Origin of the sequence: Aequorivita sinensis, assembly GCF_006346335.1 — a bacterium.
GTDB classification, from domain to species: Bacteria; Bacteroidota; Bacteroidia; order Flavobacteriales; family Flavobacteriaceae; genus Aequorivita; species Aequorivita sinensis.
Window position 1 is genome coordinate 130916 of record NZ_VDMC01000006.1, and the last position, 20900, is coordinate 151815.

Annotated in this window: 22 protein-coding genes and 1 tRNA gene; 12 read left to right on the forward strand and 11 right to left on the reverse strand. The window is 35.3% G+C overall.

Annotated features, from left to right (window positions below; genetic code table 11):
* The 3 genes from FHP04_RS08750 to FHP04_RS08760 are packed head-to-tail and all read right to left on the reverse strand — an operon-like array spanning position 1 to position 1515.
* Positions 1-540 (reverse strand): DUF4252 domain-containing protein, encoded by a 540-nt coding sequence (locus tag FHP04_RS08750; protein ID WP_139855718.1) that lies wholly within the window; start codon positions 538-540, stop codon positions 1-3.
* Positions 541-581: 41 nt separating this feature from the next.
* On the reverse strand, positions 582-1022 hold the full coding sequence (locus tag FHP04_RS08755) for a hypothetical protein (RefSeq protein WP_139855719.1): 441 nt from the start codon (positions 1020-1022) through the stop codon (positions 582-584).
* Positions 1009-1515, reverse strand: coding sequence for an RNA polymerase sigma factor (locus FHP04_RS08760; RefSeq protein WP_139855720.1), 507 nt, complete (start codon positions 1513-1515; stop codon positions 1009-1011). The genes FHP04_RS08755 and FHP04_RS08760 overlap by 14 nt, the downstream gene beginning before the upstream one ends.
* A 192-nt stretch (positions 1516-1707) precedes the next feature.
* Between FHP04_RS08760 and FHP04_RS08765 the strand changes: the two genes are divergently transcribed.
* Positions 1708-3102 (forward strand): S41 family peptidase, encoded by a 1395-nt coding sequence (locus FHP04_RS08765; protein WP_139855721.1) that lies wholly within the window; start codon positions 1708-1710, stop codon positions 3100-3102.
* A gap of 58 nt (positions 3103-3160) precedes the next feature.
* Here the strand turns inward: FHP04_RS08765 and FHP04_RS08770 are convergent, their stop codons facing one another.
* Together FHP04_RS08770 and FHP04_RS08775 are read right to left on the reverse strand one after the other, a co-directional pair.
* On the reverse strand, positions 3161-3358 hold the full coding sequence (locus tag FHP04_RS08770; protein WP_139855722.1) for a hypothetical protein: 198 nt from the start codon (positions 3356-3358) through the stop codon (positions 3161-3163).
* Between the two features lie 189 nt (positions 3359-3547).
* Positions 3548-4000 carry a DUF4442 domain-containing protein gene (locus tag FHP04_RS08775; RefSeq protein ID WP_139855723.1) on the reverse strand — a complete coding sequence of 151 codons (453 nt, stop codon included), beginning with the start codon at positions 3998-4000 and terminating at the stop codon, positions 3548-3550.
* Positions 4001-4363: 363 nt separating this feature from the next.
* On the opposite strand from FHP04_RS08775, the gene FHP04_RS08780 reads away from it, so the two are divergent.
* From FHP04_RS08780 to FHP04_RS08800, 5 genes are all read left to right on the forward strand, one after another.
* Positions 4364-4864, forward strand: a complete 501-nt coding sequence (locus FHP04_RS08780; RefSeq protein ID WP_139855724.1) for a DUF4870 domain-containing protein — start codon at positions 4364-4366, stop codon at positions 4862-4864.
* Positions 4865-5030: 166 nt separating this feature from the next.
* On the forward strand, positions 5031-5369 hold the full coding sequence (locus tag FHP04_RS08785) for a PadR family transcriptional regulator (RefSeq protein WP_139855725.1): 339 nt from the start codon (positions 5031-5033) through the stop codon (positions 5367-5369).
* On the forward strand, positions 5366-7060 hold the full coding sequence (locus tag FHP04_RS08790) for a PspC domain-containing protein (protein WP_139855726.1): 1695 nt from the start codon (positions 5366-5368) through the stop codon (positions 7058-7060). The genes FHP04_RS08785 and FHP04_RS08790 overlap by 4 nt, the downstream gene beginning before the upstream one ends.
* Before the next feature lie 50 nt (positions 7061-7110).
* Positions 7111-7830: a head GIN domain-containing protein gene (locus FHP04_RS08795; protein WP_139855727.1), complete on the forward strand. Its 720-nt coding sequence runs from the start codon at positions 7111-7113 to the stop codon at positions 7828-7830.
* Positions 7831-7957: 127 nt separating this feature from the next.
* A complete protein-coding gene (locus FHP04_RS08800) occupies positions 7958-8389 on the forward strand; it encodes a hypothetical protein (protein ID WP_139855728.1) in 432 nt (143 codons plus the stop codon).
* A gap of 72 nt (positions 8390-8461) precedes the next feature.
* Here the strand turns inward: FHP04_RS08800 and trxB are convergent, their stop codons facing one another.
* Positions 8462-9433: a thioredoxin-disulfide reductase gene (gene trxB, locus FHP04_RS08805; protein WP_139855729.1), complete on the reverse strand. Its 972-nt coding sequence runs from the start codon at positions 9431-9433 to the stop codon at positions 8462-8464.
* Positions 9434-9669: 236 nt separating this feature from the next.
* On the opposite strand from trxB, the gene FHP04_RS08810 reads away from it, so the two are divergent.
* A tRNA-Pro gene (locus tag FHP04_RS08810) sits at positions 9670-9743 on the forward strand.
* 215 nt (positions 9744-9958) lie between these two features.
* On the forward strand, positions 9959-10498 hold the full coding sequence (locus FHP04_RS08815) for a phage integrase SAM-like domain-containing protein (protein WP_139855730.1): 540 nt from the start codon (positions 9959-9961) through the stop codon (positions 10496-10498).
* Positions 10499-10825: 327 nt separating this feature from the next.
* Here the strand turns inward: FHP04_RS08815 and FHP04_RS08820 are convergent, their stop codons facing one another.
* From FHP04_RS08820 to FHP04_RS08835, 4 genes are all read right to left on the reverse strand, one after another.
* Positions 10826-12058, reverse strand: coding sequence for a hypothetical protein (locus FHP04_RS08820; protein WP_139855731.1), 1233 nt, complete (start codon positions 12056-12058; stop codon positions 10826-10828).
* Between the two features lie 475 nt (positions 12059-12533).
* On the reverse strand, positions 12534-12752 hold the full coding sequence (locus FHP04_RS08825) for a hypothetical protein (RefSeq protein WP_139855732.1): 219 nt from the start codon (positions 12750-12752) through the stop codon (positions 12534-12536).
* A 2-nt stretch (positions 12753-12754) separates the two neighbouring features.
* The gene (locus FHP04_RS08830; RefSeq protein ID WP_139855733.1) at positions 12755-12985 is read right to left on the reverse strand and encodes a DUF2188 domain-containing protein; all 231 of its coding nucleotides are present in this window, start codon (positions 12983-12985) and stop codon (positions 12755-12757) included.
* A gap of 301 nt (positions 12986-13286) precedes the next feature.
* The gene (locus tag FHP04_RS08835; protein WP_246051408.1) at positions 13287-13646 is read right to left on the reverse strand and encodes a hypothetical protein; all 360 of its coding nucleotides are present in this window, start codon (positions 13644-13646) and stop codon (positions 13287-13289) included.
* Positions 13647-13898: 252 nt separating this feature from the next.
* On the opposite strand from FHP04_RS08835, the gene FHP04_RS08840 reads away from it, so the two are divergent.
* On the forward strand, positions 13899-14186 hold the full coding sequence (locus FHP04_RS08840; protein WP_139855734.1) for a DUF6922 domain-containing protein: 288 nt from the start codon (positions 13899-13901) through the stop codon (positions 14184-14186).
* A 2-nt stretch (positions 14187-14188) separates the two neighbouring features.
* Positions 14189-14932 (forward strand): nucleotidyl transferase AbiEii/AbiGii toxin family protein, encoded by a 744-nt coding sequence (locus FHP04_RS08845; protein WP_139855735.1) that lies wholly within the window; start codon positions 14189-14191, stop codon positions 14930-14932.
* 430 nt (positions 14933-15362) lie between these two features.
* On the opposite strand, the gene FHP04_RS08850 is transcribed toward FHP04_RS08845, so the two are convergent.
* Positions 15363-15842, reverse strand: coding sequence for a helix-turn-helix domain-containing protein (locus FHP04_RS08850; protein WP_139855736.1), 480 nt, complete (start codon positions 15840-15842; stop codon positions 15363-15365).
* Between the two features lie 571 nt (positions 15843-16413).
* On the opposite strand from FHP04_RS08850, the gene FHP04_RS08855 reads away from it, so the two are divergent.
* On the forward strand, positions 16414-19413 hold the full coding sequence (locus tag FHP04_RS08855; RefSeq protein ID WP_139855737.1) for a SusC/RagA family TonB-linked outer membrane protein: 3000 nt from the start codon (positions 16414-16416) through the stop codon (positions 19411-19413).
* An 82-nt stretch (positions 19414-19495) separates the two neighbouring features.
* Entirely contained in the window at positions 19496-20806 is a 1311-nt protein-coding gene (locus FHP04_RS08860) for a RagB/SusD family nutrient uptake outer membrane protein (protein WP_158319130.1), read from the forward strand.
* Positions 20807-20900 lie beyond the last annotated feature (94 nt).

A 20900-nucleotide genomic window follows, 5' to 3' on the forward strand; every position in this document is an offset into this window, starting at 1 on the left:
TTATTGTTTTTTAGCTTTATCAAGGTCTTTCAATAATTCACTTCCAGGAACTTTTAAATCCTGCGTAAGTTTTGAAATTCTTTTTAAATCGATATTCCCAGTAATACTCATTATTACAGTAGTTGGTTTTCCATCTACGATTCCGTCAAGATTCATAAGAAGTTCGCTAACATAGTTTTCATTTTTTCCTTCTTTACTATAGAATTTCACATTTGTTCCTTCATCTTTTACGCGCATAAGCTCACCTAGGTTTTTTGAGCTACTTATGTACTTCGCAACAGTTTCATTCATCTTTTTTGCCGTTGCTGGATTGTCGGTAGTATAGATTTTAATATAGTCTAAATCGTTAACCATTTTTAAATACGCCTGCGCTTCAGGATCGCTTGAGTCTAAATCCATTTTACTCAATAGTTTGAACATATTTTTAGTTACAATTACAGATGTAACATTTTTCTCATCCTCTAGAAAGTCGAATGTGCTTTGAGCTCCCGAAATAAAAGGCGCTATAACTAGTGCTATTAATATTGCTATTTTTTTCATTGCTTATTTATTTAAGATTGTTGTTCTAAATTGTTTATCGTTTATTCAAATACTTTATTTTTCGCAGTGCTAAATTGATTTACTAAAGTAAGTCGCTCTGTTCCTTTGTTAAGATTCTGTGACAGCAGCAACATTGCTTTTTTACTCTCTTCAAAAGCGGCTAAAGCTTCTTTTTCTTCAGGTGTTAACTTATTGGATTGAGAAAAATAAACTCCTCCAACCAAGAAAGATAAAACCAATAATGCTACAGCTATATATTTCCAGTTTGTAAATGCAGCTGTTTCAGGTTTTGGCAAATCAATTTCTTTCTGAAAACGCTCCTTCCGAGCTGCCTCTAAGCCTATAAAAATCGGTTTGTATTGAAGCAAATGCGTTGGCACATTTTCATTGAGAAAATAATCTCTAAGAGTTTTTTCATCTTGTAAATTTGTTTCACCTTCAAAATAGGCAACAAGTAGCTGTTCTATTTTAGCTAATTCCATAATTATATTTTTTAATCATCAAATTTCTAACCGTTTTTCGAGCTCGGGATAACGCTACCCTAATTGCTGTTTCGTTACTATCCAATATTTTCGCTATTTCTGAAAATTCAAGTTGCTCTACATCTCGTAACTGAATAACAATTCGCTGTTGTTCTGGTAGATCTTCAAGAATTTTTAAAACCATAGCCACACCTTCATTTGCTTCTAAGTTTCGCTCAATATTTCCACTTGTAGGAAAATTGGTGTGCACCAATTTCAAATTAGAAGCTTGTTTAGACTTCAACCTATCTAAACAAAAATTCTTTGTCATCGTCATTGCGAAAGCTTCAACATTGCTATAACTTTTAATGTTTGCCTTTGCTTTCCACAATTTTAAATACACTTCTTGTACCGCATCTTCGGCTTCATCAGTAGAAATCAAGATTCTTTTAGCTAAGCGATAGAGCTTATCCTTAAAAGGGGAAACGATTTCTAAAAATTCTACCTGATTCATAATCTAAGCTTAGTATTTTGGCGCTCTATTTAAAAGACGAGTCAATTGAACAATTGTTACTCTATTTTAATAATGTATTTTTAAAATATTATATATGCTTAATACACATCAGTCTTAAATGTTTATTTTTATCATTACAATATAATTCTTAATTTATTAGTTTTTATAGCACTACGCCTTTAAACCATTTTTATGAAAATAAAACATTTTGCAGCAGTCCTAATGAGTTCGTTTCTTTTAGCTTCTTGCTTTAAAGATATGGATGACACGTTACAAACAGCTACTTCGCTAGATATTCAAAACTTTGTGTACCGTGGACTTAATTACTACTATCTCTACAAAGAGGATACACCAGAATTAGCGAATAACGCCTTTGTAAATGATACAGAGAGAAACAATTTTTTAAAAACATACGACTCTCCTGAATCTTTATTTGCCTATTTAAAATCTTCACAAGATCGTTTCAGCAACCTTTTCGACGACTATAATGTTATCGAAAATGCTTTAAATGGAATTTCATTGAGCAATGGAATGGAATACGGCTTAGTATATTATCCGGATGGCAGTGGTAATGTATTTGGATATGTACGGTATATACTTCCTAATACGGATGCCGAAGACAAGGAACTAAAGAGAGGAGATATCTTCACCACAATTGATGGGCAACAATTAAACGACAACAACTACCAAGAATTATTATCAACTGAAAGTTATACTATTGGCTTAGCAACTTATAATGGAACCGAATTTTTACCAACCGGTGAAACTGTTCAATTAATAAAAAATCAATACACCGAAAACCCAGTTTATAAAGCAACAACCTTAGATGTAAATGGCCGAAAAATTGGTTATCTCATGTATAATTCCTTTACCAAAAATTATGATGTAGAACTGAATAATGCTTTTGGTGAATTTCAAGCCGAAGGAGTTACCGATTTAGTTTTAGACTTGCGTTATAACGGCGGAGGTTCTGTAGAAACTGCAACAGATCTGGCCAGTATGATTACAGGTCAGTTTGATGGTGAATTGTTTTATCAGGAGTTTTGGAATGAGGACAGACAAGATGAAAGAGCTGAAAATGGCTTATTCGACAACAAAATTAGTAATGGTTCTAACACTAATAGTTTAAATCTAAACAAGGTGTATATCCTAACAACGAAACGTTCTGCTTCGGCAAGTGAATTGGTTTTAAACGGACTTGACCCATATATTAATACTGTACAAATAGGCGATACCACTACTGGAAAATTCCAAGCTTCGTTCTTACTTTATGATGCTCCGGCGCCAAGCTTTAGTAAACAACTTTCAGACCCAAGTCATACTTATTGCATGCTACCACTAGTTTTTAAAACTGCTAATAAAAACGGCCATACCGATTTTATTGATGGATTAGCTCCAGATATTTATTTGAAAGAAAATTATTTTAACTTAGGACAACTTGGTGATTTGAACGAACCTTTACTAGCACAAGCGTTGCAAGAGATAGCCGGAAGACCTGCGCCACTTCAAAAAAATGAGATTGAATTAAATGAATTTACCGATGGGAAAGTTGGCTCTCCTATATATGGTAGGATGATTGAAAATTAAGCCAAATTGAAATACTAAAATGAAAAATCCCTCTGAAGTTCAGAGGGATTTTTCATTTTCATGTCTTTAAATACATTAAACATTTATCCAGTTGGGGGTTCTGCTTGATAAGCGAATCAATCCACAGTTTTAATTCCTCAATTTCATAAGGAAGTAAACGGGTTAACGCTTTTTTCAATTCCTTGCAGAACAAATTGACATCAAAACTGACTTTTGCTAGTACAGCTTTGGTATAATCAAACATTGCTCTTGCCATAGCTAATTAAAATTTAATAAATTAGATTAGGTAGAAGTTTAATCAATACGCAAAGGGTTTATTTTTAAATTCAATCTAAATATAAGAATTATAAGTCATCTAAAATTGATTCTAAAGGAGATTAACACTGTTAAAGATTTGTTAATTAAAGAATCACATGACTAACCCTTTACCATTCGGGCTATTAAATTATTTTACTTTTAGTGTCCACTCAAATTCGAATATTGAAACCGTATCTCCGTTCGAGTCTTTTCCTTCAGATTTCATCCATATAGTTTGACCTTCACCTGTCGCAATCGTTTTTTTTATTGCGTCGTCTATTTTATCACCATCATTACAATAAAACATAATTCTACCCTTTGCTTTCTTGGTGAAAGTAGCTTTATTATTTAGCACTAACATAGAAATTCCTTTATTGCTTTTTTTAATTTTATCCATCACCATTGCACCAGTACTCAATTCGGCAGCTATACCTTGCACAGCCCAAAACATTGAATTAAAAGGATTTTGATTTATCCATCTGTGTTTTACAGAGGTGACACAAGTAGTATTTGTAATCGATTTTACTCTTACACCTGTAAAGTATGCAGATGGTAATTTAAATAATAAAAATGTGTTGATTTTATTAGGTGATAATTTCATCAGTTGAATATTTTACACGAATATATTCATAATAATAGTTTTAAAGTTCAGTAAAATTAAAAACAAAGTCTTGGTCCATTAAAAATATCTGGTGGTTTTATTTATCGCAACCCATGAGTTTAAATTCCTTACAGTCAATTATTCTTTTAGGACACTTCATACATCTGATATTTTATGAATACCTCTATATATTAACTTCAAGAAAACAAAAACACCTCCAATCTCCTATAATTCAATAGTATATAAGCTTATTTAAACATCTAAAAACAAAAACTATAAATGTTAAAAAAAAGTTAATTATAGTACTATGTGTAACATACTACTGTCTTTTAGACATATATTTGCATAAGACAATATCAAGCTATGGAAACTACAATAACAGAAAATCAAAAAAATACGAGTGTTTTTATACACTTATCAACATTCTTAAAATACTTTTTCCCTTTTGCGAACTTTATAGCTCCTTTATTAATATGGACTTTTAATAAGGAAAAAGCTTTTATAGATGATCATGGAAAGCAAGCCATCAATTTTCAGTTAAGTACTTTATTATATACTATACTAATTGGACTGTTATGTTTGCCTTTTATCATAATTTTTGCTTCAGATATTATTTCGTTAGCAGAAAGTATCAACCTTAATGACGGAATGTTCTCCATAAACAACATTCAAAATTTATCGGGATACCTTGTATTGATTAGTCTTGTAATAATATTATTTCTGGCATTATTTGTTTTTGAAATTTACGCTGTAATAAATGCTTCTATTCACGCATCGCGCGGCCAATTATATAAATACCCACTTAACATTCCATTTATAAAAACTGACAGCCAAAAAATAAATCAATATGAGCACAATAGTTAATTTTCTTTTGGCTGCTACGATTCAATTTTTGGGAATAAGTACGCCAATACATAAGGAGTATGATAGTGCATTGACTAATCAACAATGCCAAGAACAAACTAGCGCACTCCCCTATTCAATAATCATCAATAACGAACATGAGTTACACAAAACAAATAATTAAGAAATGAAAATCGAAAACACAAAAGCGCAGATGCGAAAAGGGGTTTTGGAGTTTTGTATCCTATCCATCTTAAAGGACGGTGAGGCTTATACTTCAGATATTCTTGAAACCTTAAAAGACGCAAAAATGCTTGTCGTGGAAGGTACAATATATCCGCTGCTCACAAGGCTTAAAAATGCTGGATTACTTGCTTACCGTTGGGAAGAATCTACCGGCGGACCACCACGTAAGTATTATAGCCTTACAGAAAAAGGTAAATTATTTTTAACCGAATTGAACAACACCTGGAGCGAACTGCAACAGGCCGTAACCATAGTAACCAGCGAAAAAAACAAAAAATGAACAAGACAGTAAACATAAATTTGGCAGGCACTTCTTTTTATATAGATGAAGATGCCTTTGAGAAGCTTTCACGCTACCTAGACGCCATTAGAAAGTCGCTAAAAGGTGCTGATGGAAGAGAAGAAATAATGCAGGATATTGAAGCACGTATTGGAGAACTTTTCTTTGAAAAAACCAAGAGTCCAACTCAGGTTATTACTCAGCAAACGCTAGATGAAGTTATTGCCATTATGGGACAGCCAGAAGATTATGAGGTTGACGATGAGATTTTTGAAGATGCAAATTCCGATGCTTCATACAGCAATAGCAATACACGCAAACAACTATTTCGAGATATAGACAATAAGTATATATCGGGGGTATCCTCAGGAATAGGTCATTATATAGGAATAGACCCTATATGGATTAGACTGCTTTGGGTCCTGTTGGTGGTTGCAGGCTTAGGATCTCCAATATTAGTATATATTTTATTGTGGATATTAGTTCCTGCGGCAGTTACAACTTCTGATAAACTGAAGATGAAAGGCGAGCCGGTAAACATTTCAAATATCGAAAGAAAGTTTAAAGAGGGTTTCGATAATGTGGCAGATCGCGTAAAAAACGTCGATTATGACAAATATGGAAATAAAATAAAAACGGGTACCACAGGTTTTTTCGATTCCTTGGGAAACGTATTCGTCGGTCTTTTTAAAGTATTCGTAAAGTTTATCGGAATTATGATAATCATAGTTTCATTATTCACACTTATCAGCTTAATAATTGGATTTTTTACCTTCGGGTCTATCGATTATTGGGGGAATAATGAAATAGCAGAATACATTACTATGGTCGACACTACAAATGGATTAATGTGGCTAGTAGCACTATTATCATTACTCGCTATTGGGATACCGTTTTTTGCACTCTTTGTTTTGGGATTAAAGTTGTTGATAAGCAACTTGAAATCAATGAATTCAACAGTTAAAATACTACTTATTGTAGTTTGGGCATTGTCGATAATTGGATTGGCAGTAATCGGCATCAAGCAGGCAACCGAAAAAGCGTATGATGGTAATTTTATTCAAGAGCAAGCCCTATTAATTAAATCAAACGATACCTTACAGATATCAATGCGAGCTAATAAAGCTTTTAGTTATGAAGTTAGGCAGGATAGCGATTGGGAATTAAAGTACGACGAGAATGAGAAGCAGATTATCTATTCGACTGATATTTCTTTAAACATTAAAACTTCAAAAGATTCAATTGGTAAAATAGTAATCGAAAAAGCTGCAGAAGGTAGTAACCACCTGAATGCAAAAAAGCGAGCCGAAGCTATTTCATACAATTATACTATTGAAAACAACAATTTAATTCTTGATGGTTATTTTACTACAGATACGGCAAATAAATTTCGTGATCAAGAAATTGATATAACTATTTATCTACCTGAAGGAACTGTAATAAATCCAGATGAAACAATTAATTCTTACATAAAATACAATACAGAGTTAAACGAGATAAAAAAATGGAGTAATGATGAACATTATTTCAGAGTATTAAAAGATTCATTTCAATGCTTGGACTGTCAATCATTTGAAGAATCTAAGAATGCTACCGATTCAACTAAAATCATAAATATTGAAATAGACTCTGTTTCAGCACCTCAAAAAAACTGGGAGGAAGAGGTGAAAGAAGATTTTAAAAACATATAATAGTGTAATTCAACGACTATTTCATTTTTAAACAATTAAACTAATCAATTATGAAAATATCAAAAATAATCACCTTATTTGGAATTGCATTGCTTTTAAGCGCATGTAATTTTAATATCGATATAGGTGAAAAAGGAAATGGAAATATTGTAACTAAAGAACGTAGTGTTTCAGAAAATTTTGAAGAAGTTCGCGGCAGTGCTGGATTAGATGTGTATCTTACTGAAGGTAGTGAAAACAAAATTGTAGTAGAAGCCGATGAAAATCTTCATCAGTATATTGAAACCGATATTGAAAATGGAAAACTTCACATTACCACTTCAGAAAATATCAGAAGCTCTAAAGCTAAAAAAGTATACGTTACTTTTAAAGAGTTAAATACTATTGAAGCTAGTAGCGGTGCCGACGTAGTTGGAAATTCTATTATAAAAAGTCAAAACCTCACCTTAAAAAGCAGTAGCGGCGCCGATTTGAAAGTAGAAGTGTTTGCACAGGAGGTAAATGCTAAAACTAGTAGTGGGGCAGATATGGAAGTTTCCGGAAAAGCTTCCTTCTTAAACGCCGATGCTTCTAGTGGCAGTGAATTGAATGCGAAAAAACTATTAGTAATTAACTGTAAAGCTGAAGCATCAAGTGGCGCTGAAGTAATTGTTAATGTTCGAGAAAATTTAAAAACGAATGTAAGTAGCGGAGGTGAAATTAACTACCACGGCGATCCATCTTCTATAGAAAGTAATAAAAGTCATTCAGGTAGTGTGAAAAAGATATAAGAATTGAAAAACAGCATATTATAATCAAAAACCTAACATTTTCACAAGAATTTGTTAGGTTTTTAAAATTTAATACAATTTTAAGCGTTCTTTATTCATAAAAACCGAAATTTGTAAAAAATCAATTATGAAAAAACTCCTTTTAATATTAGCAGTAGTAACGTTATTTTCTTGCAATTCTGATGATGATGCAGGTAACGTAAAAACAGATGAATTTGAAAACATTAGAACCACGCTTCCGCAAGGAAAATGGAAAATAACCAAAATGGTTGATGGTACATCAGATCACACGTCCGACTTTCAAAGTTTTACATTTACATTTAATGAAGATGGTACAGTAACCGCTAAAAACGATATTTTAACCGAGCCAGGAACTTGGGCATATCAGAGCTCATCTAACAGTGGCGAAGAATTGGTGCTTCAATTCAGTGAAATGGAACCTTTTGACGAATTAAATGACGACTGGGATATAGTTTCGGTGAGTAATGTAAAAATAGAACTTTCAGATATAAGTGGTGGGGATGGAGACACTGAACTCTTAACTTTTACTAAAATTTAAATAGTTTGCTTATCATTATAAATAAAAATGCCGCAACAATTGCGGCATTTTTATGTTTATATAGTTTGTAAATTACTCTGCAGTAACTTCAGATTCTGTTTCAATTGTTGCAAGGTAACGCTCTGCATCTAACGCGGCCATACAACCAGTTCCAGCAGCTGTTACTGCTTGGCGATAATCTTTATCTTGAACATCTCCACTCGCAAAAACTCCAGGGATATTTGTCTTAGTAGTTTTTCCTTTAGTGATGATGTAACCTGTCTCATCCATATCAATTTGTCCTTTGAATATGTCAGTGTTAGGTTTATGTCCGATTGCAATAAACAAACCTGTGATTTCTATATCAGATTTCTCTCCAGTTTGATTATTTACTACTCTTAATCCCTCAACCACAGAATCTCCTAGTACCTCGTCTACTTCAGTATTATATAGTACTTCAAGGTTTTTAGTGTTGTTTACTCTGTGTTGCATCGCTTTTGAAGCACGCATATAGTCCTTACGAACAAGCATTGTAACTTTATTACAAATATTAGATAAATAAGTAGCTTCTTCAGCAGCAGTATCTCCGGCTCCTACAATTGCAACGTCTTGCCCCTTGTAGAAAAATCCGTCACAAACTGCGCAAGCAGATACTCCACCCCCGCGTAATTTCTGTTCACTTGGAAGACCTAAATATTTAGCTGTAGCACCAGTTGAAATAATAACTGTTTCTGCCTCTAACTGAGTGCTATTATCTACAGTAATTTTATGAATTCCTCCAACTTTATCACTAAACTCTACGTTAGTAACCATTCCTATTCTAACTTCAGTTCCAAAACGCTCAGCTTGTTGTTGTAGCTGCACCATCATAGTAGGTCCATCAATACCTTCAGGATATCCTGGGAAGTTATCAACTTCTGTAGTTGTAGTTAGCTGTCCACCTGGTTCCATCCCAGTGTAAACAACAGGTTTCAAGTCTGCGCGAGCAGCATAAATCGCTGCCGTATAACCTGCCGGCCCAGACCCAATGATAAGGCATTTAATTCTTTCAATAGTTTCGCTCATGATATTCTCTTCAATAATTTTCGAACGGTAAAAATAGCAACTTTTAAAGGAAAAGACGTTTAATTTTTATTAAGATTTGTTATCTGAGTATTGGAAACTACTATTGTGCCTAATATAAAATAACATTGAAACTCCTTTTCAATTTAAAAAGGTTGAATTAAGTTGAGTGTTCTATGGAATTTAAACCTCACCTCTTGTAAAGATTTAGATTTTGGGTATTTTTGTGCTCTCATAATCGAGATGTAGCGCAGTCTGGTAGCGTACACGTCTGGGGGACGTGGGGTCGCAGGTTCAAATCCTGTCATCTCGACAAGAAAAAACACAAAACAACACTAAAACCCTGTAAATCATATGGTTTACAGGGTTTTTTAGTTTTCGAATTCATAGCAAAAAACCATTAAATTTGGTTCGAAATCATATAAAATGTACCCTAATCGGACACCCTTTTTAAAAAGGATTATTTCGCGAAACCTCTGATTTGACCTTCGTTTTCAAAGATTTATTAATTAGAAAACGTAAAATATTATGAGGAAATCCGACACCTTTTCTGTAATGCTCCTACCAAGATTTGAAAAAGAATCTAAAGGAAAAACACCTCTATATGCAAGAATAACAGTCAATGGCAAGTTTAAGAGGTTTAGTATTCAAATAAAATTTACTACAGATTTGTGGGAACCTTCTGTTTCTAGGCTCAAGGGAAACAGCGCGGAGGCCCGTCAAATCAACAATCACATAAATCAGGTTCTAATCCAAATCGATGAGGCATACAGAGAGCTTAAAAAAGAACGAAAATTAATTACCCCCCAAACCGTAATAGCAAGATATCGAGGGGAAGATCAAATAAGGAAAACACTCATCCAGTGGTCAGAATACCACAAATTCAATATGAAGTCTGTATTAAAACCAGGAACCCTAAAAAACTATTACACAACAGAAACCTATATTAAGAGATTTCTAGAGATTCAAAGAAATACCGATGACATATATCTAGAGCACCTCGATTATGCTTTTATAATCGACTTTGAAGAAACCTGTCTTACTGTTATATTCTTTTATAGAAAATAAATTTTTAAACATTCATTTGATTTTAAATTGTGTGCAGCAGAATATATACTACAGCCTTTATTGGTTAAATATTGCACTTGGGCGCAACTATCTGTTTATAATTTCAAATATAAGTCAATGCAGTATTAATCCATTACGGAAAACCATAAGAGTGGGCTTTTAAATCAGGGAGAATACCAAATATAAAGTTTTTTGATAAAGAATCGCTATCTATTTCATTTTTAGAAGATTCCACAAAAACAAAGCCGCTCAAAGCGGCTTATTTTAGTTCGGTATTTAAAAATTATGGGGTTGTTCAACGGTTACCATTGTCGTAACCAGTGCTTTTTATTTCATTGATATTAATATACTTAATTTTCCCGAACCTTTATTCGTCTCAATTTTTAACGTAAAAGTTTCAAAGTCCCATATTCGTCCATACCATTTGTTAGATTGAATCAAATCCTTTTCTTTTTCCCATTCAAATCTTTCTTTAAAATATTTATCCGCTCCAAAAATTTCAACCGCATTATTAACAACTAATTCATACTCTCTTATAAAAGTAAAGTTTGAATAGTTATTGGTTTTTCGATAAAAAAAAAGGTAGCTTTTACCATCCTCTAGGATTTTGTCAATTCTATTAAAGAATCCCAAGTAATTATGAACAGGCTTAATTGTATTTGTCTCTCTATTAATATCAATAGATTTATAAGAATCCACAATCAATCCATTTTTCAAATCATTCACTAAAAGCTCGGAAAAAGTATTTTGGTCTTTTTCTTCCTTTTCAACAATAAAGTCAAATGATTGGATGAATTCATCAGCGTGAATAACTTTTGTGTCAATTCCAAGTAACTTATAAAGTGCTCTGGTTTTTTTCAGAAAACCATTATCGTCTGAAACAACACAATCGCAGTAAGTTCCATAATAACTGTGAATCCCATCATTAAGCATATTATAGAATCTCACACTTTTAGATGGTTCTTTACTTATTCCTAAAAGGTCAAGAGTAAAGTATGCGTTTGTAAAAAAGTCATATTTTGATATTTCCTTGTCTCCATTTGGGTTTAAATTACTATTCACATATTCTATAAACGTCTTTTGAAGATGAGAATCTTTCAAGTCTTCATTGAAATCTATCTCGTCATAGTCAATAGTAAACTTTCCATTGTTAATATGCTTGTCTGTAACGTTTCTCAATCCTTTATACACAGATTTATCCTCCTGCATATTTTTAAGCATTCCCATAAGATGTTCGCTCCATTGCATTATACTCATGGGTTCTTTACCAAAAGGAAGAAAGTTTTGTAATGGGTCAGTTATTGAAGGGTCCAAGTTTTCCATTTCTGGGAAGTTGAAGTCTAATTTTGTTTCGGTTAAGAGAGTTTTTGCATTTTCAAATTTTTCTTGGTCTTCTGGATTTAGGTCGCTCGTGTCAAAATCAAAGATGCTTGTGAAGTCAATGTCATCTGTTTCTTTTTCAACATCTGCAAATGCCTCTAAAGGCCTTGCTAAATAGCAAGAAGTTTTCTTTTCAATTGCGTGGTATGATAGGTAATTATCATTCACAATTGAATCCATAAATTCTAATTCGGAATATTTAATATTCGTTTTATCGTTTTTTAAATCTCGAAGATGTGCATGAGAGTAACAGAATAAACTTGCCTTTTGTTTCCTGATTTGATTCAATAGTTTGACATATTGAGCTTTTTCCTGTTTGAATAGGTGACTGAAGATTTGTTTGTCAAAATATATTCTTACCATTCACTTTTTCGGCATTGGTTACAACTTGATTATATAGGCTACTTTAGTTCCATTATTCAACCCATTGGTCATGCTTAGTACTATATTGCTACGTTATTGGGTAAATATAAAACAATCAAAAACCCACCCATTACGGAAAACCAAAAAAGTAGGTTTTAATTGGAGAGAGTACCAGAAACAATGTTTATTACTTAATTGTATAAGCTATCTATTTTCAGATAAACAAAATATACAAAGCAACTCCCATTGACTTATCTAGTAATTTTTAATTAAATGAGTGGGCTCTTAAAAATCAACGAAACGCTTTTGATAACATTTTTTCTATAGCTACCTTAGTCTCATCCGCCATTATAGTTTCCGTCTTTTTCACAATTTTTGCTTGAAAGGCTTCACAACAAGCAGAAATATTAAATCCCTTATGTGTCTTTTCAAATTTAGGATGCTGATTATGTGTAACGCAAAGTTCTCTTTCAATTTTCCTTTTTACAGAATTATAATCAATTTTTTCCATTTTTAATGTTTCTTATCTTTAGGTGGGTTAGGATCGTTCCCGTAACTATCTTTATCTCTTATTTTTCCATCCCGGCCGTGAATTACCACTTCAGATTTCTGATTTTTGGCAATTTCTCGGGCTCGTTCGATTGCTTCTTTTTGCGTAGTATGGTTAGAAGTTGCTTTTGAATTATTTTCTCCTCTTACACTCCAACCATCATTATTCTTTACAACATGCTGATTTTTTCCCATCTTCTTAAAATTTGATTACACATAAATATAACTCTATTAATTATGTTTAAAATGTTTACTAACAACATCTTATAAACAAGATATGAACAATAGCCAGATGTGAAACTTAATACTACTTAAAAGCAAATTTTACTTGGGAACAATATCATGTATAATAATTATTGCATATTATTACCGCTATCTGTTTCATTCTTAGAAGATACCCAAAAAACAAAGCCGCTTAAAACTGCTTATATAAGTTCGGTATTTAAAAATTAAAGAGTTCTGCCACGGCTACTATGGTTGTGCTATCGTTTTTTATTTAATTAGTAGCTTTCATTTTAAGTGTGATTTCTCCAATATTATACGCATAAATAGAAGCTGGTGAAAAAGTAAATCTCACGCCTTGTGCTTCTTTCATTCCTATTTGATCAATTGAAGTTACCACTGCAGCTTTAAGTTTATTTGCTTCACAAAATTTAATTAAACTTTTCAATTCGTGTGGTTTATTAAAATATCGATTACTCCACTTAGTTTCTACTCCCCAAACAGGTTTGTAACTCTTATCATCTACTAAGACAAGGTCTACTTCTCCTTCATTTCTGCCGTCTTTCCATCTGGCATAGGTTAAATATAGTTGCTCTCGATGCATCCATTGCAAAAGAATTGCTGTTTCAACCATGTTTCCTATTTTATGGTTAGGTTCACTTATTGACGAAAAGAAAGGCGCTAGCTATAGGATAAATATTAAAAATTGAGCAACATATAATTTATAGACCTCTAACTATAATTGTATGAGTAGAACAAATAATATTTTAAATGGTATAAATCTTGATTATATAGATTAAGATAATACACTTATAAATAATGAATTAAATACTATTTTATATATTTGTGTCTTGATTCTCTCTTACATTAAGTAGTTAAAAAAGTTTTGCAAAAAAGAATAGACATATCAAAAGTATTCCCTAAATATGTTTTTTGGGATATGGATAGTAGTAAACTATCTCTTAAAAGAGATATGGATATTATTATTCCCAGAGCTTTATATGCTACTGATAAAGATTCTTTCTCTAAAGATATTAAGCTATTAGAGGAATATTATTCTAAAAAAGAAATTGTAACTGTGCTAAAACATACTAAAGAAAATATTAGTAATCAAGTATGTGCATTAGTAAGTAAAAGATACAATACGAAACCTTTCTACCGTTACGCTATATAAACATGCACGCAGTTTCTCCTGCCCTCCTTCAAACTATTAAGGAATTACAACAATTACCCAGCCTATCAACTTTTGCATTGGCCGGTGGCACAAATTTGGCGCTACGTTATAATCATCGCATTTCAGAAGATATAGACTTATTTTCTACAGGTATAATTGGTGTCGAAGGATTCGAGAAAATTGAATCTGAAGTAAAGGCGATATACGGTGAGAAAATTATAAACTTCATATATCCCGTGAAAGAGAATGACCAATTTGTGTTTTTGCGTTTTTTTGTTAAAAAGGATAATGTCGTTATTAAAGTAGATATTCTTCAAAATATGAAAGCGCTCTATGATTTTGAAATGATTGAAGATATATGTTGTTACAATGTAAAAGACATTGCCTTGTTTAAATTAATAAGCTGTTCCAATCGTCCTGCCAAAAAAGATATTTATGATTTAGAATACATTACTGAAACAGAAAATTTAATTGAATTATATAATTTATTAAAATCTAAAAAAAATAAATTCAATAAGGATATAGACAGAAACATCTTTGATTTAGATAAGGATCCAGACCCAATAGATGATCCTTATCTCTTACTCCTCTTTGATAAGAGAATGGCAACAAAACAAAAACTGCGTCATTCTCACGATAATATTTTAAACATAAAAGGTAGTAAATCGTGGCATTTAGCAAGTATCCATTGGCGAATGAAGGTTAGGCGTTTGTATCAGTCTTTAGGTATAAAGTATCCGCTATAAAATCGTTCACAACACCAGCAATATGACCTTGTTTTTACAAAAGGAGATGTTATTAACTATTATTTAAATCGAAATACCCGGTCGCATTATATGCATTATTTAGGATTTTTGTCGAAAGGGAGTTTAATACAACGCAAAACAAAATAATGAATCTAGTTGCGCTTGAGGTCGGAAAACTTTCAAAGAGTTATTAAATTCTTTAGGATTACCTTTTGGCGTTATAATCATGCAAATTAAGGTTAATACGTTCGAAGATACTATTTCAATGGCTATTAAATAAAACCAGCAGGCTGAACGCTAGTTTACATTATTTTCTTTTAGCTTGCTTATGAGCCATTATTTTGTAAAAATAAACTCAGACCCACCCATTATAAAAAACCTCATGTTGGTAATAAATTAATGGGAAAGAAAGTGAGATTAATCCAAATGCTCAACGCTTCTTGTAAAAATTAACCCGTCCTTTCTTACTGACCTTCAACTTCCCCTCATCAACTTTTCTATTTAATATTACAGATACAATGGGTGTATTCGTTTTTATTTTATAAACCGCAGCAAGTTCTTCTACTACATCTTTAGTTGTCCGGTCTATCTGGAAGAACTCAGTTTCCAATAAACTATCTATTCTTGGGGTAATTCTACTTTTCTCTCGTCTTGGTTCAGAAAGTTCAAAAAGAGGCTTGAGCTTAATCTCAATATCGAGCATAGCTTTTGGATGCATATTAATGGCTAGGCACACGGCAAAAAAAGTAGAAAGATAAGTTTCTTTGCCATTTTCAATATTACGAATGGTAGCAGCTGTTAAACCAGTCATTTCGGCAACATCCTCTGGCTGCAAATCTTGACTTATGCGTTGCTCTTCAATTCTTTTACCTATGGTCGCTAAGAGCGTTTTAAGAGTGTCAACTTCCATAGTTTAAAAAGAATAATATCAACAACAACAAAAAATATATTAAAATTATAATTTGTTGTTAACTAAAGATTTTATATATTTGAATTAGAATATTAAATTTGCGATTCTTCAAATCAAAATATTGAAGCACTCGCTTTGAACCTCGTTATCGAAAACTGGCGTTTAAAATAACCACGAGAAGATAAGCAAGATGCTCACGGCCCGGGGCGTGAGTACTCTCTTATATGTGGTAAAGGCACCGCCAGTGCCCCGATAACAATAAGTTGAGTTCCGCGCCCTTTTGTATTGGGCTTGGTCGGTATTTCTTTCCGCAACTTTCTTTCAAGGCAACTGTTTCTTCCACCCAGAAGCTTCGCAACTATGTAAATCAGTAGTTAGTATTGAGTATGGAGAGCCGTCCTACGTCTTAAGTCTTACGTCCAAAGTCCTACGTCTTAAGTCTTACGTCTTAAGCCTCACGTCTCACATCCAACGTCTCACTACAAAAAAAATGACCCGCTCCCAGTTTTCGACGACCGGTGGAGCAGGCCAGTAGTTAAATAATTGTATAACACTTAACTGATGCAAAATTATGAAAAATAATTACAGGCGCAGCTTTGCGCTTACAGGTATTTTTGCCTTTTTTTTAACCTACAACTCCCCTATTTTTTCACAGAACCTGCCACTTAAAAACATTAGTGGCATTATTACCGATGCCGATGGCCCACTAAGCGGAGTCAATGTACTGGTAAAAAACACCGCCAGGGGGAGCATTAGTGATCTGGAAGGGCGGTACTCCCTAAGTGCCTCTGCAAACGATACGCTGGTATTTACTTATGTGGGCTATAAGTTGCGCGACGTGGCAGTTGGCAGTGGTAATATATTAAACGTAACGATGCAGCTAGACGCCACTGCCTTGGATGAAGTGGTTATTAATGCGGGCTACTACAAAGTCTCAGATAAGGAGAAGACTGGGAGTATATCGAGGATAACTGAGGGAGCTATAGAAAGTCAAATAATACAGAATCCCATAGCAGCACTCCAAGGAAGGATTTCTGGCTTACAGGTGGTCCAAAATTCGGGCTCTGCGGGAAGTGGCTTTATAGTACAGTTACGGGGAAAGAGCAGCCTTACGGCCGGCAACCAACCCCTCTATATAATTGATGGCATTCCCTTTAGTTCCGATGGAATGGGTAGTCGTAACGTTTCCGGCACTATCCTGCCCGCGGCAGACTATAGCCCTTTTAGTTTTTTAAGTCCTTCCGATATTGATAGTATCGAGGTGCTAAAGGATGCCGATGCCACTGCCATCTATGGTTCCCGTGGTGCTAATGGGGTCATCTTGATTACCACAAAAAGGAAGCAGACTGGCACTACCCAATATTCCATTACGGCAAAGAGTAGCTTGGGGCAGATAGCAAAAAAACAAAAACTTCTTAATACGGAACAATATCTGCAGCTACGGGAGCAGGCATTTAGCAATGATGGATTCACTGAGTATCCGCCCTATGCCTATGATATTAATGGCACTTGGGACCGAAACCGTTATACCGATTGGCAGGAGGAACTATTGGGTGGCACTGCCTATATACGGGAATATCAGGCTTCGGTAGCAGGGGGTAGCAATTCCACCTCCTTTTTTCTCAGTGGGGATTACCATAAGCAGACCACTGTATTTCCCACCAACGACCGTTACCAGCGTGCTAATGGCCTTGCCAAACTGTCCCACAGTTCCCCAAATGATGGATTTAAAATAACGTTATCCACTGCTTATGCCCATGAAAGCAATCAGCTCCCGAGTACCGATTTAAGCTATCAGGCCTTGATCTTGCCACCCAATGCTCCCCAATTATACAATGAGGACGGGACGCTCAATTGGGAGGAGGGAACGTTTAACAATCCGTTGGCATCGTTGCAAGGGGAGCTGTTGTCTAAAAGAAACAGCCTGCTAGTAAATGGTTTAATTGAATTTAAGCTACTAAACAATCTTACGCTACGCACCACCATGGGATATCAGAATACCAAACTATCTGAATACCGAACCAGCCCCCACACCATCTACCCTCCCCAATATGGGTTTGATAGTAATTTTTCTGGCATTTATACTAACGATGGTACCCGAAGTTCGTGGATCGTGGAACCGCAGTTGAACTACAAATACAACAGTGGGAGCCATAGATTGGATGTGCTATTGGGATATTCCGCACAGAATGAAACATCTAGTGTCTTTTCCCAATATGCTGAAGGCTTTGCCACGAATTCCCAAATAATGAATCTGGCGACGGCCAATTATATTAAAGTGATGAGCGATGCTGAATCCATCTATAAATATCAGGCAATCTTTGGCCGTTTCAATTATACCTATAACAATCGTTACATCCTAAACCTTACCGGCCGTAGGGACGGCTCTAGTCGCTTTGGCCCCAACAACCGGTTTGCCAATTTCGGGGCGGTGGGTGTGGCTTGGCTGTTTTCGGAAGAGGCGGGAGTTAAGAATGTCTTGCCATTTCTTTCCAATGGAAAGCTGAGGGGCAGTTATGGCAGTACGGGCAACGACCAGATTGGCGACTACCGCTATTATAATTCCTATGGCAGTACGGGCATTTCCTATAACAATACTATTGGGCTCTACCCCACCGCCCTCTATAACCCCAATTTTGGATGGGAGGAAAACCGAAAGGCAGAACTGGCGCTGGAATTGGGAGTGTTTGATAACAGAGTAACTACCACCATAAACTTTTACCGTAACCGTTCCTCAAATCAACTAGTGGAAATTCCGCTACCTGCCACAACAGGATTCTCTGGGATTTTGGGCAATCTAGATGCTCTTGTCGAAAACAGAGGCTTGGAGTTTGAATTGAACACAGTAAATATTAATTCAAGCAACTGGAAATGGAATACCTCCTTCAATTTTACACTTCCAAAAAATGAGCTGATTGAGTTTCCCAATCTTGCCAACAGCACCTATGCCAACAGCTATGTAATTGGAGAACCCATTACCATTGTTAGGGTACTGCATTTTACGGGGGTTGACCCCCAAACTGGTATATATACTTTTGAGGATTATAATGGCGATGGGCAAATAAGTGCGCCTGAGGATAGAAAGGCAATAATAGACACCGCTCCCAAATGGTATGGAGGCTTGTCCAATACCATTGCCTATGGCAATCTGGAGTTGGATATCTTCCTCCAGTTCAGCAAACAGATGGCGCAAAATATCAACCGTTGGGGCACCACCCCCGGCGCCATGGCAAATCAGCCCATTGAAGTTTTGGATGCCTGGAATGCACCCGGCGACCAAACAGATACCCAAGGCTATACCGCAGGCGGAAACTATGAGCGTTCAATAGCCGCCTATAATTTGGGGCAAAGTGATGCCGCTTTCAGTGATGCTACCTATTTGCGACTAAAGAATGTTTCGCTTTCCTATAACATTCCAAATTTTCTCCATAGTACATCAAATGCTAAGGTATTTATCCAAGGACAAAACCTTTACACCCTTACGGAATATAAAGGCCAGGACCCTGAACAGACGCAGGGCTTTATCCCTGCCCTACGATGGTTGGGTGCTGGCGTAACAGTAACCTTTTAATACTTAAATTATGAAAACATTTATACAGAAATACTATTCCCGCTCCCCAATGCTATTACTACGGCTAATACGCTTGGTGCTAGTGGGAGTATTATTATCCAGTTGCGAAAAAGCGTTGGAACCAGATTACCCAGACTTCCTGCTATCGGAAGAAGCGGTTTTTGAAAACGAATCTACAGTTAATGCTGCCCTTGCCAATATATATGCTGGACTTAGAGACAACAGTCCGGTTACAGGAGGCGTTGACGGAATGGGTGTGCTCCTCGGACTCTATGCAGATGAACTATCTTATTATCGCGAGAATGCTCCAATTGACAATGCCTTTTATAATCATACGATACTTCCCAATAATACTGCGGTGGGCAATTTTTGGAACAATAGTTATTCGCTTATCTACAGTGCAAATAAAATTGTGGAAGGGCTTGAAGATTGCCCATTGGAAGAAGAACAGCGAAATGGCTTTATGGGGGAAGCGCTATTTCTTCGGGCTTACTTACACTTTTATCTTACACAATTGTTTGGGGACATACCTTATATACAAAGTACCGATTATAATGAAAACGCTTCGGTTTCCCGAATGCCGCTTACGGAGGTATACCAAATTATGGAATCTGATTTACTTGCTGCCAAGAACCTGTTGCCAGTTGTGGAACCCAGTGGGGAAAGGCTTAAAGTTTCAAAAGGTGTGGCCAGTACGATGCTCGCACAATTGTACTTGGTTACACAACAATGGGAAAAGGCAATTGGTGAAAGTACGGCAGTCATTACGGAGGGAACATATACTTGGCAACCCGATTTAAATTCGGTCTTTCTAAAAGAGAGCCCCGCCACCATTTGGCAGTTGAAACCAGAATTTGAAGGTTCGGGTACCAAGGAAGGGGAAACCTTAATCTTCGACTTTGGCCCACCTTCCCTTTATGCACTTACGGATCGATTTATCGAAGATTTTGAAACAGGAGACCTCCGAAAGGAGTCTTGGACCCGAGCGCTAACGGACGGAGTACAAAGTTGGCACCACGCCTATAAATACAAGCAAAATTATTATGGTGGTAGCAGTACAGAATATTCTATTCTCTTCCGTTTGGCAGGACAATTTCTTATACGAGCTGAGGCATCACTGAAGCTGGGAAATTTACAGGAAGCAAGGGATGATATTAATGTAATTAGGCTTCGCGCCGGGCTGGAACCAACAACGGCAAATACACAGGAAGAAATCAGAAAAGAGGTACAAAACCAATGGAGGTATGAATATTTTACAGAGCAAGGCCATCGATGGTTTTACCTTAAAAGATCAGACAGCGCCAATGAAATATTAGGCCCCGTGAAACCGGGCTGGAAGGCAACCGATGTGCTTTTCCCATTGCCTGCAAACGAACTCTGGAATTCCTACTAATCTTGTGACATTTTTTTTAAGCCACTTTATTAGTTTTCCCTCTTAATTTAATTTCCATTTCTAGAGGGGAAATATACCCTAGAGATGAATGTAG

Bases quoted from the DNA above. Each gene is read 5' to 3' on its own strand.
- FHP04_RS08780 (WP_139855724.1), top strand. From the start codon at position 4,364: ATGGAAACTACAATAACAGAAAATCAAAAAAATACGAGTGTTTTTATA.
- FHP04_RS08830 (WP_139855733.1), bottom strand. From the start codon at position 12,985: ATGGGAAAAAATCAGCATGTTGTAAAGAATAATGATGGTTGGAGTGTA.
- FHP04_RS08855 (WP_139855737.1), top strand. From the start codon at position 16,414: ATGAAAAATAATTACAGGCGCAGCTTTGCGCTTACAGGTATTTTTGCC.
- FHP04_RS08820 (WP_139855731.1), bottom strand. From the start codon at position 12,058: ATGGATTCAATTGTGAATGATAATTACCTATCATACCACGCAATTGAA.
- FHP04_RS08775 (WP_139855723.1), bottom strand. From the start codon at position 4,000: ATGAAATTATCACCTAATAAAATCAACACATTTTTATTATTTAAATTA.
- trxB (WP_139855729.1), bottom strand. From the start codon at position 9,433: ATGAGCGAAACTATTGAAAGAATTAAATGCCTTATCATTGGGTCTGGG.
- FHP04_RS08790 (WP_139855726.1), top strand. From the start codon at position 5,366: ATGAACAAGACAGTAAACATAAATTTGGCAGGCACTTCTTTTTATATA.
- FHP04_RS08835 (WP_246051408.1), bottom strand. From the start codon at position 13,646: ATGGTTGAAACAGCAATTCTTTTGCAATGGATGCATCGAGAGCAACTA.
- FHP04_RS08760 (WP_139855720.1), bottom strand. From the start codon at position 1,515: ATGAATCAGGTAGAATTTTTAGAAATCGTTTCCCCTTTTAAGGATAAG.
- FHP04_RS08765 (WP_139855721.1), top strand. From the start codon at position 1,708: ATGAAAATAAAACATTTTGCAGCAGTCCTAATGAGTTCGTTTCTTTTA.
- FHP04_RS08785 (WP_139855725.1), top strand. From the start codon at position 5,031: ATGAAAATCGAAAACACAAAAGCGCAGATGCGAAAAGGGGTTTTGGAG.
- FHP04_RS08795 (WP_139855727.1), top strand. From the start codon at position 7,111: ATGAAAATATCAAAAATAATCACCTTATTTGGAATTGCATTGCTTTTA.
- FHP04_RS08825 (WP_139855732.1), bottom strand. From the start codon at position 12,752: ATGGAAAAAATTGATTATAATTCTGTAAAAAGGAAAATTGAAAGAGAA.
- FHP04_RS08815 (WP_139855730.1), top strand. From the start codon at position 9,959: ATGAGGAAATCCGACACCTTTTCTGTAATGCTCCTACCAAGATTTGAA.
- FHP04_RS08845 (WP_139855735.1), top strand. From the start codon at position 14,189: ATGCACGCAGTTTCTCCTGCCCTCCTTCAAACTATTAAGGAATTACAA.
- FHP04_RS08755 (WP_139855719.1), bottom strand. From the start codon at position 1,022: ATGGAATTAGCTAAAATAGAACAGCTACTTGTTGCCTATTTTGAAGGT.
- FHP04_RS08750 (WP_139855718.1), bottom strand. From the start codon at position 540: ATGAAAAAAATAGCAATATTAATAGCACTAGTTATAGCGCCTTTTATT.
- FHP04_RS08800 (WP_139855728.1), top strand. From the start codon at position 7,958: ATGAAAAAACTCCTTTTAATATTAGCAGTAGTAACGTTATTTTCTTGC.
- FHP04_RS08850 (WP_139855736.1), bottom strand. From the start codon at position 15,842: ATGGAAGTTGACACTCTTAAAACGCTCTTAGCGACCATAGGTAAAAGA.
- FHP04_RS08770 (WP_139855722.1), bottom strand. From the start codon at position 3,358: ATGGCAAGAGCAATGTTTGATTATACCAAAGCTGTACTAGCAAAAGTC.